The organism is Saccharothrix sp. 6-C, assembly GCF_016695385.1.
Lineage (GTDB): Bacteria > Actinomycetota > Actinomycetes > Mycobacteriales > Pseudonocardiaceae > Actinosynnema > Actinosynnema texasense.
In genome coordinates this window covers 1,133,668-1,145,980 of the sequence record NZ_CP064192.1, presented here as the reverse complement: position 1 = coordinate 1,145,980, position 12,313 = coordinate 1,133,668, and the positions used below count along the sequence as shown (strand labels likewise).

General features: G+C 72.6%; 14 protein-coding genes and 1 pseudogene. 8 read left to right on the top strand and 7 right to left on the bottom strand.

From position 1 onward, the window contains the following. Nucleotides 1-62: 62 nt before the first annotated feature. Nucleotides 63-791 carry an amino acid ABC transporter ATP-binding protein gene (locus IOD16_RS05385; RefSeq protein ID WP_201441213.1) on the bottom strand — a complete coding sequence of 243 codons (729 nt, stop codon included), beginning with the start codon at nucleotides 789-791 and terminating at the stop codon, nucleotides 63-65. A 161-nt stretch (nucleotides 792-952) separates the two neighbouring features. Here IOD16_RS05385 and IOD16_RS05380 point away from each other — a divergent pair, with 161 nt between their 5' ends. Both IOD16_RS05380 and IOD16_RS05375 read left to right on the top strand, forming a co-directional pair. Beyond that, nucleotides 953-1,624: a response regulator transcription factor gene (locus tag IOD16_RS05380; RefSeq protein WP_123743378.1), complete on the top strand. Its 672-nt coding sequence runs from the start codon at nucleotides 953-955 to the stop codon at nucleotides 1,622-1,624. After that, nucleotides 1,625-3,004 carry a sensor histidine kinase gene (locus IOD16_RS05375; protein ID WP_201439142.1) on the top strand — a complete coding sequence of 460 codons (1,380 nt, stop codon included), beginning with the start codon at nucleotides 1,625-1,627 and terminating at the stop codon, nucleotides 3,002-3,004. A gap of 7 nt (nucleotides 3,005-3,011) precedes the next feature. Here the strand turns inward: IOD16_RS05375 and IOD16_RS41195 are convergent, their stop codons facing one another. From IOD16_RS41195 to IOD16_RS05365, 4 genes and pseudogenes are all read right to left on the bottom strand, one after another. Further along, the gene (locus IOD16_RS41195; RefSeq protein ID WP_328809488.1) at nucleotides 3,012-3,524 is read right to left on the bottom strand and encodes a YncE family protein; all 513 of its coding nucleotides are present in this window, start codon (nucleotides 3,522-3,524) and stop codon (nucleotides 3,012-3,014) included. A gap of 15 nt (nucleotides 3,525-3,539) precedes the next feature. Then, nucleotides 3,540-3,620 (bottom strand): annotated as a pseudogene (locus IOD16_RS41190) (hypothetical protein); the annotation flags it as partial. A 42-nt stretch (nucleotides 3,621-3,662) separates the two neighbouring features. Then, a complete protein-coding gene (locus IOD16_RS39930) occupies nucleotides 3,663-3,941 on the bottom strand; it encodes a YncE family protein (protein WP_236594763.1) in 279 nt (92 codons plus the stop codon). A gap of 254 nt (nucleotides 3,942-4,195) precedes the next feature. After that, complete coding sequence (locus IOD16_RS05365) at nucleotides 4,196-5,146, bottom strand: TAXI family TRAP transporter solute-binding subunit (RefSeq protein WP_236594762.1); 951 nt, start codon at nucleotides 5,144-5,146, stop codon at nucleotides 4,196-4,198. A 57-nt stretch (nucleotides 5,147-5,203) separates the two neighbouring features. Between IOD16_RS05365 and miaB the strand changes: the two genes are divergently transcribed. The 3 genes from miaB to IOD16_RS05350 are packed head-to-tail and all read left to right on the top strand — an operon-like array spanning nucleotide 5,204 to nucleotide 7,709. Further along, nucleotides 5,204-6,673 carry a tRNA (N6-isopentenyl adenosine(37)-C2)-methylthiotransferase MiaB gene (gene miaB / locus IOD16_RS05360; RefSeq protein ID WP_201439141.1) on the top strand — a complete coding sequence of 490 codons (1,470 nt, stop codon included), beginning with the start codon at nucleotides 5,204-5,206 and terminating at the stop codon, nucleotides 6,671-6,673. A 24-nt stretch (nucleotides 6,674-6,697) separates the two neighbouring features. After that, nucleotides 6,698-7,174, top strand: coding sequence for an Rv2732c family membrane protein (locus tag IOD16_RS05355; RefSeq protein WP_123743382.1), 477 nt, complete (start codon nucleotides 6,698-6,700; stop codon nucleotides 7,172-7,174). 16 nt (nucleotides 7,175-7,190) lie between these two features. Beyond that, nucleotides 7,191-7,709: a GNAT family N-acetyltransferase gene (locus tag IOD16_RS05350; RefSeq protein WP_201439140.1), complete on the top strand. Its 519-nt coding sequence runs from the start codon at nucleotides 7,191-7,193 to the stop codon at nucleotides 7,707-7,709. A gap of 3 nt (nucleotides 7,710-7,712) precedes the next feature. On the opposite strand, the gene IOD16_RS05345 is transcribed toward IOD16_RS05350, so the two are convergent. Together IOD16_RS05345 and IOD16_RS05340 are read right to left on the bottom strand one after the other, a co-directional pair. Then, entirely contained in the window at nucleotides 7,713-8,228 is a 516-nt protein-coding gene (locus IOD16_RS05345) for a hypothetical protein (RefSeq protein WP_201439139.1), read from the bottom strand. A 139-nt stretch (nucleotides 8,229-8,367) separates the two neighbouring features. Then, nucleotides 8,368-9,702, bottom strand: a complete 1,335-nt coding sequence (locus tag IOD16_RS05340; RefSeq protein WP_123743384.1) for a DUF349 domain-containing protein — start codon at nucleotides 9,700-9,702, stop codon at nucleotides 8,368-8,370. Between the two features lie 185 nt (nucleotides 9,703-9,887). On the opposite strand from IOD16_RS05340, the gene IOD16_RS05335 reads away from it, so the two are divergent. Genes IOD16_RS05335 through dapF form a run of 3 tightly spaced genes read left to right on the top strand, consistent with a single transcriptional unit; the run spans nucleotide 9,888 to nucleotide 12,301 of the window. Continuing rightward, nucleotides 9,888-10,571 (top strand): hypothetical protein, encoded by a 684-nt coding sequence (locus tag IOD16_RS05335; RefSeq protein WP_201439138.1) that lies wholly within the window; start codon nucleotides 9,888-9,890, stop codon nucleotides 10,569-10,571. A 4-nt stretch (nucleotides 10,572-10,575) separates the two neighbouring features. Further along, nucleotides 10,576-11,484, top strand: coding sequence for a tRNA (adenosine(37)-N6)-dimethylallyltransferase MiaA (gene miaA, locus IOD16_RS05330; protein WP_201439137.1), 909 nt, complete (start codon nucleotides 10,576-10,578; stop codon nucleotides 11,482-11,484). Between the two features lie 10 nt (nucleotides 11,485-11,494). Then, complete coding sequence (dapF, locus tag IOD16_RS05325) at nucleotides 11,495-12,301, top strand: diaminopimelate epimerase (RefSeq protein ID WP_442978093.1); 807 nt, start codon at nucleotides 11,495-11,497, stop codon at nucleotides 12,299-12,301. The last annotated feature ends 12 nt before the right edge of the window (nucleotides 12,302-12,313 follow it).

Below are 12,313 nucleotides of genomic sequence, written 5' to 3'. Positions count from 1 at the left end.
CGTCCGTCTCCTGCTCTTCTTCGGTAGTGCGGCGCCAGGCTCAGCGCCGCGTTCGTGGGACTTCAGTGGGTCAGGATCTTGCCAAGGAAGTCCTTCGCGCGGTTGGACTTCGGCGCGGAGAAGAACGCCTCCGGCGTCGAGTCCTCGACGACTTCGCCGTCGGACATGAAGATGACCCGGTCCGCGGCCTTGCGGGCGAAGCCCATCTCGTGGGTGACCACGAGCATGGTCATGCCCTCCTTGGCCAGCGTCGTCATCACGTCCAGCACCTCCTGGACCATCTCGGGGTCCAGCGCGGAGGTGGGCTCGTCGAACAGCATCACCTTGGGCCGCATCGCCAGGGCGCGGGCGATCGCCGCCCGCTGCTGCTGCCCGCCCGACAGCTGGGCGGGGTACTTCTCCGCCTGGTTCGCGATGCCGACCCGCTCCAGCAGCTCCATGGCCGTCTTGCGGGCCTCGGCCGCCGGGGTCTTGCGGACCTTCACCGGCGCGAGCATCACGTTGTCGACGATGCTCTTGTGGGCGAACAGGTTGAACGACTGGAACACCATGCCGACATCGGAGCGCAACCGGGCCAGCTCCTTGCCCTCGGCGGGCAGGGCCTGGCCGTCCACCTCGATGACGCCGGACTCGATCGGCTCGAGCCGGTTGATCGTGCGGCACAGCGTGGACTTGCCCGAACCGGACGGCCCGAGCACGACGACGACCTGCCCCTTCGGCACCTCCAGCGTGACGTCCTTGAGGACGTGCAGAGGCCCGAAGAACTTGTCCACGCCCGCCATCCGGATCATCGGCGGTGCAGGAGTGGCGGCGGTCATCAGTCCTCCAGTAGGGGTTCCTGAGCGATGGCGGAAACCTAGGTGTGAATCACCACACCAGTCCAGGCGGTTGAGCAAGACTTAGGGTCTCAACTCTGTCACAGGGTGGCGACACTTATCGGGGAGGCTCCACGGTGCGGGTGCTGTTGGTCGAGGACGACGACCGGGTGGCGGAAGCGCTGGTACCGGCGCTGACCCGGCGCGGTTTCACGGTGGACCGGCAGGCCACCGGTCGGGGGACGCTCGATCGGCTGACCGGGGTCGACGTGGTGCTGCTCGACCTCGGCCTGCCCGATGTGGACGGTGTCACGCTCTGCCGGCACATCCGGGCGGCGAGCGACGTGGCGATCATCGTCGTGTCGGCCCGCGGCGAGATCGACGACCGCATCCTCGGCCTGCACGCCGGCGCGGACGACTACCTGGTCAAGCCGTACGACGTGGGCGAGCTGGTGGCCCGCGTGCACGCGGTGCGGCGGCGGCGCGGCGACCCGGTCGGCGTCGGCGGCACCGGCACCGAGGTGTTCGAGGTCGCCGACGTGCGGGTCGACCTGGGCCGGCACGAGGTCACCGTGGCGGGTGAACCCGTGGGGCTGTCGCGCAAGGAGTTCCAGGTGTTGGCGCTGGTGGTGGCGGCGGGTGGCGCGGTGTGCACCCGGGAGCGCATCCTGGCCGAGGTGTGGGGACGCACCTGGGCGGGGGCCAACCGGACCCTGGACGTGCACGTGGCGACGCTGCGGACCAAGCTCGGGCGTCCGTCGTTGTTGGAGACGGTGCGCGGTGTCGGGTACCGGTTGAGCGGGGGCTGAGTGCGGTCGCGGCTGCTGGGCATCGTGTTGACGCTGGTCGTGCTGGTGCTCCTCGGCCTGGGCCTGCCGCTGGGCCGGGGCATGGCGCAGGCCGAGCAGCAGGAGATGTTCCTGGACCGGCTCACCGACACCACGCGGTTCGCCTCCGTGGCCCAGCGGCCGTTCATCGACGACCAGCCGGAGGTCCTGGAGCCCGAGCTGCGCCGCTACTACGAGCTGTACGGCATCCGGGTGGCCCTGCTGGGCCGGGACGGGCAGGTGGTGGCCGCGTCCTCGGACGACGTGGACGTGTCGGCGCCCGAGGTGTCCGACCTGGTGCACGCCGCGCTGGCCGGCCGCCAGCCGGTCGCGCCGGAGCTGGTCATGCCGTGGGAGTCGACCGAGCTGGTGCTGGCCGAGCCGGTGCTGGAGGCGGGTGAGGTCCGGGGCGCGGTGGTGACGTTCTCGCCGACCTCGAAGACGCGGGCCGAGATCCTGCTGTGGTGGTCGGTGCTGCTCGGCGGCAGCACGCTGGTCCTCGTGCTCGGCGTGTTCGTGGCGTTGCCGCTGGTCCGGTGGACGCTGCGGCCCGTGCGGCGGTTGGACGACGCGACCGGGCGGCTGCTGGCGGCGGTGGTGTCCGGGCAGCCCGTGCAGCCGGTGGGCTCGTCGGACGGTCCGCCGGAGCTGCGGCAGCTGTCGCGCTCGTTCGACCAGATGGCGGCGAACGTGAGCGATGTTCTGGCGGCGCAGCGCGCGTTCGTCGCGGACGCCTCCCACCAGCTGCGCAACCCGTTGACCGCGCTGAAGCTGCGTCTGTCCAATCTGGAGGACCACGTGGTCGGCGAGGGCGCCGCGCACCAGGTGGCGGCGTTGGACGAGGCCAACCGGCTCAACCGGATCCTGGACGAGCTGCTGTCCATGGCGCGGGCGGGCGCGCAGTCGGTCGACCCCGTGCCGGTGGACGTGGACCGGGCGGTGGCGGGGCGGCTGTCGGCGTGGCAGCCCGCGGCGGCGGCGCGCGAGGTGCACCTGGTGCTGGACGGCGAGCCGGGCGGCCGGGCGCTGGTGCCGCCGCGCGGCGTGGAGACCGTGCTGGACGCCCTGCTGGACAACGCGCTGAAGTTCACCTCCGACGGCACGCTGGTGCGCGTCGACGTGCGCCGGCGCGACGGCGTGGTGCGGCTCTCGGTGCAGGACGAGGGGCCGGGTCTCGCGCCGGACGAGCTCGACCGCGCCACGGACCGGTTCTGGCGCAGCCCGGCGCACCAGAACGTGCAGGGCTCCGGGCTCGGCCTGGCCCTGGTGCGGCAGATCGTGGAACGGGTGGACGGCTCGGTGCGGCTGGAGTCCCCGGCAGGCGGCGGGTTGACGGTGACCGTCGAGTTCCCCGCCGCCTGACCTCCGCTCAGGAGGTGACGGCCACGCCCTCGGGCGCCGCGCCGACGGTGAACGGGGCGGCGGTCTCGCCGTTCTCGGCGTCGATCACCGACACGGTGCCCGACCCGGTGTTCGTCACGTACGCGAAGCTGTCGTCGGGCGCCGCCGCCGAGCCCTCGGGCATCCGCCCGACCTTGACCACCTCGAGGGGCTTGCCCGTGGGCCCGAGGACGCTGACCGTGTTCGACCCGGTGTTGGCGACGTGCACCCGGCCGCCCGGGGTGACCGAGACGCCGAGGGGCGCGTCGCCGACCTTGGTGCTGCCGGTGGGGCGGTTTCCGTCCGTCTCGATGACGGTGACCGTGTCGCTGCCGGTGTTGGCCACGTAGAGGCGCGCGCCGTCCCGGCTGATGGCGATGCCCGCCGGGAAGACGCCGACCGGGATCGTGCCGACGACCGCCTGCGAGGCGGTGTCGATGACCGTGACGCTGTCGCTGCCGTGGTTGGTCACGTAGACCCGGGAGCCGTCCGGGGCGGCCACCGCGCTGTGCGGGAACCGGCCCACCGGGATGGTCTTCACCGGCGCGTTCGTGGCGGTGTCGATGACCGTGACGTCGCCGCGCCCGAAGTTGGTGACGTAGGCGTGGGTGGGTGTGGCGGCGACGCCGAAGGGGTTGGGTCAGACCGGGACGGTGGCGACGACCGAGAGGGTCCGGGTGTCGATCACCGAGACGGTGTTCGAGGACTCGTTGGTGACGTAGACGCGGTGCCCGGCCGGGTGCGCGCCGACCCCGGTGGGGTAGTCGCCGACACCCACGGTGGCGGTCACCTTGCCCAATCGGGTGTCGTACACGGTGACATTGTCGGAGCCGCTGTTGGCCACGAACACCTGGATTCGGGCCGGCCACCGGGGTGAGGCGTCGAAACCGGTGCCGGCGAGCACCGCGAGCACCGCCACGGTCACTCCCAGACGGGGCAGCCGACTCGGTCGAGCAATGGTGTGAGAAGACGCAGCGTGAAAACGCGCGCGTACCGAATAAACGGACATGAGCTCCCCGTATCGGTTCTGGAAGACCCGGAACGTCGCTGGTCCCGGGCTTGCCATCACACTAACGGCCTAGTGGCGGACGGCGCCGCTCCAGCGCCCACTTGTCCCCGACTTGGGCGAGCGGCCACGCGTGGCGCTTACACCATAGGAATGACGCCGAGGCACTAAACTTTTACGTCGCGGTAATACCTCATCGCGCCGGGGTGCAATTCGATCGGCGTCGTCTCGATCGCCGAGCGGACCTCTATGGACCTCGCCACCGGACTGGCCGCGACGAGCGCCGGCTGGGCCTGGAACAAACCTCTGACCAGGGCTTCGGCCACGTCGTCGGACATCGTGTCGTTGACCAGGAGGAAGTTGCGCACCACCAGCGTGACGACCGGGCCGCCCCCTATCTGCTCGTACGCCGACGCGGGCAGGGTGGCGGAGCCGTACACGGGGTAGGTCTGGCGCAGCTTCGGCAGCACGTCGCCCAGGTCGAGCATCCGCAGCTTCACCGTCGTGGCCAGGGTGGTCACCGCGTCCGTCGGCACGCCGCCCGACCAGAAGAACGCGTCCAGCGCGCCGTCGCGCATCGCGTTCGCGCTCGTCGGCAGGTCCATGTACTGGACCTTGAGGTCCGTCTCCGGCGACATGCCCGCGGACTGGAGCAGCCGCTGCGCGATGAGCCACACGCCCGAGTCGCGGGCGCCCACGCTGACCCGGAGGTTCTTGAGGTCGGCCAGCTTGGTGGCCGGCAGGTCGTCCCGCACGATCAGCTGCAGGTAGTCGTCGTGCATCCGGGCCAGCGCGTACAGCTTGTGCCCGGCGGGGCCCTTCTGCTTCTCCTCCGCCGCGTCGGCCGCGGAGAACCCGACCTGCGCCTGGTTGGCCCGCAGCCGGTCGAGGTTGTCCACCGAGCCCGCCGTGTTCGCCACCTGGGCGCGGGGGATGCCCGGCTCCCGGGTCCACGCGTCGGCCAGCGCCATGCTCAACTTGTGGTAGACGCCACCGGGGCTGCCGGCCGCCATCGTGAGCTTGACCTGGTCCAGGTCGTCGCCGCACGCCGTCAACGACAGGGTGGCCAGGGCCAATGCGGCCCCGACCGCGTGCAACCGCAGGAGCGTTCCCGACACCCGCGCATCGTCGCACGTCCACGCTCTACGCTGGACCCGACGGAAGGACTAGGTGCAGTGACTCGCAGTTACCAGATCCGCACGTTCGGCTGCCAGATGAACGTGCACGACTCCGAGCGCCTGGCCGGCATGTTGGAGGACGCGGGCTACACGCCCGCCGAAGGCGACGTCGCGCCGGACGTCGTCGTGTTCAACACCTGCGCCGTGCGGGAGAACGCCGACAACAAGCTCTACGGCACGCTCGGCCACCTCGCGCCCGCCAAGTCCGCGAACCCCGACATGCAGATCGCCGTCGGCGGCTGCCTGGCGCAGAAGGACCAGGGCGAGATCGTCAAGCGCGCGCCGTGGGTCGACGTGGTCTTCGGCACGCACAACATCGGCTCGCTGCCCGTGCTGCTCGAACGCGCCCGGCACAACCGCGAGGCCCAGGTCGAGATCCTGGACTCGCTGGAGACCTTCCCCTCGACGCTGCCCGCCCGCCGCGACTCGGCCTACTCCGGCTGGGTGTCGGTGTCCGTGGGCTGCAACAACACGTGCACGTTCTGCATCGTCCCGTCGCTGCGCGGCAAGGAGAAGGACCGCCGGCCCGGCGAGGTGCTGGCCGAGGTGCAGGCGCTGGTCGACGAGGGCGTGCTGGAGGTGACGCTGCTCGGGCAGAACGTCAACTCCTACGGCGTCGAGTTCGGCGACCGCTACGCCTTCGGCAAGCTGCTGCGCGCCACCGGCGGCATCGAGGGCCTGGAGCGGGTCCGGTTCACCTCGCCGCACCCCAAGGACTTCACCGGCGACGTGATCGCCGCGATGGCCGAGACGCCCGCGGTGTGCCACTCGCTGCACATGCCGCTGCAGTCGGGCTCGGACCGCGTGCTCAAGGAGATGCGCCGCTCGTACCGGACCGCGAAGTACCTGTCCATCCTGGACGACGTGCGCGCGGCCATGCCGGACGCGGCCATCACCACCGACATCATCGTCGGCTTCCCCGGTGAGACCGAGGAGGACTTCCAGGCCACCCTGGACGTCGTGCGCGAGGCCCGGTTCTCGTCGGCGTTCACGTTCCAGTACTCCAAGCGGCCCGGCACGCCCGCCGCCGAGCTGCCCGGCCAGCTGCCCAAGCAGGTCGTGCAGGAGCGGTACGACCGGCTGGTCACGCTGGTCAACGACGTGGCGCACGAGCTGAACCAGGAGCAGGTCGGCCGGCGGGTCGAGCTGCTGGTCGCCTCCGGCGAGGGCCGCAAGGACGCCGAGACGCGCCGGATGACCGGCCGCGCCCGCGACGGCAGGCTGGTGCACTTCACGCCCGGCGACGCGCTGGTGCGGCCCGGTGACGTGGTGGAGACCGTGGTGACCTACGGCGCGCCGCACAACCTGATCGCGGACGGCCCGCTGCTGTCGCACCGCCGGACCAAGGCGGGTGACCGGTCCGAGGCCGGGGTGAAGCCGAAGACGCCGGGCGTGACGCTGGGGCTGCCGTCGTTCGGCAAGCCCGCTCCCCTGCCCGCCGCCGTCGGCGGGTGTTCGACCACATGAGGGAGTCCCGGTGAGGAAGTGCCCATGAGCGAGAACGACCGGGACGACCTGGCCGGGCTGCGCGAGGAGATCGACGGCGTCGGCCGGTCGGCGGCCAGGCGCTTCGACCCCGGCGCCGGCGCGTTGACGATCGCCATCGCGGCGCTGGCGATCCTGGTGTCGCTGATCCTGCCGTGGGTGGACGGCGTGCCGGGCCTGAGCGTGCTGTTCGGCAGGGCCGAAGGGCTGCCGGAGGTGTTCGCCTACCTGGCGGTGGTCGTCGGTGTGCTGCTGCCCGCGTTGACGCTGGCGTTGCGCCGGTGGGCGTTGGCGTGGGTGTGCGCGCTCGGGACGTTCGCCGCCTCGGTGGCGGGCGTGCTGTCGATCTGGACCACGCAGACGACGACCGGCCACCACCCCGGTCCCGGACCGGGCTTCGGCTTGGTCCTGGCCGTGGTGGCGGTCATCGTGCTGCTGGTGAAGTGGCTGAGGCTGGCCGCGTCCCGGCCGCCGATGCAGTGACCGCCGGGGGCGGGACGTGGAGCTGCGCACCCAGCGGCTGACGTTGCGGCCGCCGGTGGCCGACGACGTGGTCGCGGTGCACGAGATCCACCGCGACCCGGCGGCTTGCGCGCACAACCCGTCCGACGCCCTGCGCACCCCCGAAGAGGCCGCCAACCTGCTGGAACGGTGGCTGGAGCACTGGCGCGGCTTCGGCTTCGGCTACTGGGTGGTGGTCCGCCTGCCCGACGCCGGGCGACCGCTCGGCTTCTGCGGCGTGAAGCTCACCGACGTCGACGGCCGGCGCGCGCTGAACCTGTTCTACCGGTTCGACCCGGCCACTTGGGGGCGGGGTTACGCCTCGGAAGCGGCCCGCGAGGTCGTGCGCTGGGCCCGCGACACGCTGCCCGACTACCCGGTCGTGGCCAAGGTGCGGCCCGCCAACACCGCCTCGCAGCGGGTGGCGCTCAACGCCGGCCTGACCCGCGCCGAACACCTGGACCGCCCCGGCGAGGACGGACCGGACCTGCTGTTCGCCGCGGGCTGGCCGCGCTGAGGGTCACGGCACGCAGTTGAGCCAGGGCGGGTTGCCGGTGCACTGCTGCCCGGCCGCACTGGTCGTGGTCGTCGTGGCGGTCGGCTCGTCGGGCCGGCTCGTCGTCGGCGCGGTCGTGGTGGGTGCGGTGGTGGTCGGCGCCGGCGCGTTCGCGGCCGGGCGGATCGTGGTGGTGGCGACAGGCAGCACCACCCGGGCCACCGGATCCGGTGCGGCGGAGGTGGCGGTGGTCGTGGGCGGTGTCGTCGCGGACGTCGACGGGAGTGCCGCGGACGGCGGGGCGGGCACGACCGAGACCACCGTCGTCGGCGGAAGGGGTGTGATCGCGCGGTAGACCGTGTAGCCGGCCAGCAACAAGATCGAGAAGGCCGGGATCAGGATCGCCAGGACGACCAGCACGACCCTCGGCCACGGGAGGCCGTGGACCATCGAGCCGATCGTGTGGGCCATCGTCACGGGGCCGTCCACCCGACCGCTCACGACGTTGTGCACACCTGACGGCGCCGGTTCCGATTCCACCCGCCCAAGGTAACGGCCCGTGCCAGGACGATTACCGCAATTGTGGGGGCCCGGTGGCCGCACAGGGCGCGCGGTCGCGATCAGGCCCCGTGCCGTTCCCGCCCGGAAGGGGGAACGGCACGGGGCCTGGTCGTCCGCACTAGCGGCTCGCGACCGCCTGCTCGGCGGCGGCCAGCCACTCGCGCCACTGCTGGGCCTGCGCCTCGGCCTGCTCGGCGCGGCGCTTGTCGCCCGCCGTGCGCGCCTTCGCGGCCTGGGCCTCGAACTGCTCCACGCGCTCGCGGAACTGGGCGACGCGGGCCTCGGCCTCCGGGTCGGACTTGCGCCACTGGGCGTCGACCGCGCCGCGGACCCGCTCCTCGATCGCGCGGAGCTTGCCCTCCAGCTCGCGGACCCGCTCGCGGGGCACCTTGCCGATCGCGTCCCACCGCTCCTGGATCTTGTACAGCTGCTGGCGCGCTGCCTCCAGGTCGAGCGACGGGTCGATCCGCTCGGCCTCGGCGAGCAGCTCCTCCTTCAGCTTTCCGTTGGCCGCGAACTCGGCGTCACGCTCGCTGAACGCCTCCGAGCGCTTCGCGAAGAACGCGTCCTGCGCGGCCCGGAACCGCTGCCACAACGCGTCGTCGGCCTCCTTGGGCGCACGCCCGGCGGCCTTCCACTCGACCATCAGGTCCTTGTACCGGCCAGCCGTGGGACCCCAGTCGTCGGACTCGACGAGCTTCTCGGCCTCCTCGACCAACTCCTGCTTGCGGTTCTTGGCCACGCCGCGCTGCCGGTCCAGGTCGGCGAAGTGCGACCCGCGCCGGCGGTTGAACGCGTCACGCGCCTTGGAGAAGCGCCGCCACAGCTGCTCGTCGGTCTTGCGGTCGACACCCCGGATGGTCTTCCACTCGTCCAGGATCTGCCGCAGCCGGTCGCCCGCCGCCTTCCACTGCGTGGACTCGTTGGCCAGGACCTCGGCCTCCTCGACCAGCTCCTGCTTGCGCGCGCCCGCCGCGGCCCGAGCCTCGTCCTTGGCCGCCTTCGCGGCCTCCAGGCCCTTCTCGGCCAGGACCAGCACGTGCTCGACCCGTGCGGCCAGCGCGGCGAGGTCGCCGACCACCGCCGCGTCGGCCAGGCTCTCCTGGACGTGCTTCGCGCTGGTCAGCGCGTGCTTGGGGTCGCCCGCGCCGGAGGACAGCCGCGTCACCAGCAGCTCGACCTCGGTGCGGATGTCGTCGAACCGGCGCGCGAAGTGCGCCAGGCCCTCGGCGGGCTCGCCCGCCTGCCAGGAACCGACGACCCGCTCGCCGTCGGCCGTCTTGACGTAGACGGTGCCGTCCGCGTCCACGCGCCCCCAGCGGTCAGGGTGGTCCGACGCCACGGGGACCGGCGGTGCCGCCGTGACCGGCGACGCTTCCACCCTGGTCTCCTCGACCACCGCCCCCGCACCACTGTCGCCAGTGGTTCCCGGTGTCGTCTCGTGCTCCGTCATCGCCGGCTTCCTCCTCGCCTGCCCACTTCGTGGTGCCCGTGCCGACCACGGGCGCCCCGCCTACGACGGGGCCCAGCACCCGAGTACCGCGACGCCCCCTAAGAGTGCCCAGTACCTCGCGCGCATTCAAACAGGTCAAGGCTCGCATCGGTACCGGTGGTGGCCGATGAGTAGCGTGGACTGCCATGATCTCGCGCCTGGTGGTCGTGCCGCACCCGCCGCTGCTGGTGCCCGAACTGGTCTCCGGCGCCGCGCCGGACACCGGACCGGTGCGCTCGGCGTGCCTGGCCGCGGCACGGGACCTGGCCGCGGGCGCGTCGGACTGGGTGGCCGTCGGGGTCGACCCCTCCGGGCCGCGGGTCGTCGAGGGCGTCGTGGGCACGTTCCGCGGCTTCGGGGTGGACGTGCGGGTGTCGTTGTCGGCCGACGCGTCCTCTGTGGATGAGGACCTGCCGCTGCCCGCGCTGGTCGCGGCCTGGCTGCGGGAACGCGTCGGCGCGCGGTCGGTGCGCGTGCACCTCGTGCCGCCGGACCTGCCCACCGCCGAGTGCGTCGCCCTGGGCGAGCGGCTGGCCGGGTCGCCCGCGCTGCTGGTGCTCGGCGACGGGTCGCACCGGCGCGGCGAGCTGGCCGTCGGGCGGGCCGACGAGCGGGCCGAGCCGTTCGACGAGGACGTGCGCGAGGCGCTGGCCACGGCGGACACGGCCGCGTTGCGGGCCGTCGACCCGGTGACGGCGGCCGAGCTGGGCGCGCACGGCCGGGCCGCGTGGCAGGTGGCCGCGGGCGTGCCGGGCGCGTGGCGATGTGCCAGGTCGGAGTTCTTGGCGCCCTTCGGCGTCGGCTACCACGTGGCGGTCTGGGAGGCTTGAGCCCGTGAACACCCCCACCCCCGTCGCCGTCGTCGGACCCACCGCCACCGGCAAGTCGGACCTGGCCGTGCGGCTGGCCGTCGAGCTGGGCGGCGAGGTGGTCAACGCCGACGCGATGCAGCTCTACCGGGGCATGGACCTCGGCACGGCCAAGATCACCGAGACCGAGCGGCAGGGCGTGCCGCACCACCTGCTCGACGTGCTCGACGTGACCGAGACCGCGTCCGTCGCCGCCTACCAGCGCGAGGCGCGGGCCGTGGTGGAGCGCCTGCTCGCCGACGGCCGCACGCCGGTGCTGGTCGGCGGCTCGGGCCTGTACGTGCAGGCCGTGCTGGACGACCTGGTGTTCCCCGGCACCGACGAGAAGATCCGCACCCAGCTGGAGCAGGAGCTGGCCGTGTTCGGGTCCGAGACGCTGCACGGCCGGTTGGCGCAGCTGGACCCGGCGGCGGCGCTGGCGATCCTGCCGAGCAACGGCCGCCGGGTGGTGCGCGCGCTGGAGGTCATCGAGCTGACCGGGCAGCCGTTCTCGGCGACCCTGCCCAAGCCCGGACCGGCCCGGTACGGCACGGTGGTCGTCGGGCTGGACCGGGACGTGGCCGCGCTGGACGAGCGGGTCGACGCGCGGGTGGCGCGGATGTTCGAGTCGGGCCTGGTGGACGAGGTGCGCGAGCTGGAGGCCCGCGGGCTGCGCGACGGCCGCACGGCGTCCCGCGCGCTGGGCTACCAGCAGGTGCTGGCCGCGTTCGACGGCGAGTGCTCGATCGACGAGGCGGCGGCCACCACCGCGCAGGCCACCCGGCGGTTCGTGCGCAAGCAGCGCTCCTGGTTCCGCCGCGACCAGCGGGTGACGTGGTTCGACGCGGCCGAGCCGAGCCTGGCCGACGACGTGCTCAAGCTGGTCGCACCGTAGCCTGGTGGGCGTGGGAGTCGAGTTTCTCAAGGGTCACGGCACCGAGAACGATTTCGTCGTGCTGCCCGACCCGGACGGCGTGCTGGACCTGACCGAGGCGCGCGTGCGCGCCCTGTGCGACCGGCGGCGCGGTCTGGGCGCGGACGGCGTGCTGCGGGTCGTCCGGCCCGACTTCGGCCCGTGGTTCATGGACTACCGCAACGCCGACGGCTCGATCGCCGAGATGTGCGGCAACGGGGTGCGCGTGTTCTCGAAGTACCTGGTCGACGCCGGGTTGGCGGCGGCGGGCGAGTTCACCATCGGCACCCGGGCGGGTGAACGGCACGTCGTCGTGCACGACGACGGCACGGTGACCGCCGACATGGGGCGCGTGCTGGTCACGGGCACGGGCACGGCCACGGTCGGCGGCCGCGCGTTCGGCGGTGTCGCGGTGGACGTCGGCAACCCGCACCTGGCGTGCGTGACCGAGGTGCCGGTGGCCGAGCTCGACCTGAAGCTGCCGCCCGGCCACGACCCGGTGCAGTTCCCGCACGGCGTGAACGTCGAGTTCGTCAACGTCCTGGACGACGGCGCTCTCCGGATGCGCGTGCACGAGCGCGGCGTCGGCGAGACCCGGTCGTGCGGCACCGGCACGGTCGCGTCGGTGGCGTCGTGGCTGTACGGGTCCGGCAGGCGCACCGGCAAGGCCACTGTGGACGTCCCTGGTGGACAGGTGTCCGTGGTGATCGAGGAGGACGGCTCCACGCTCACCGGCCCGGCCGTGCTGCCGGCCCGGGGCGAGCTCGACCAGGCCTGGTGGGACGCCCTCGGGGACTGACGCCCTCGGGGA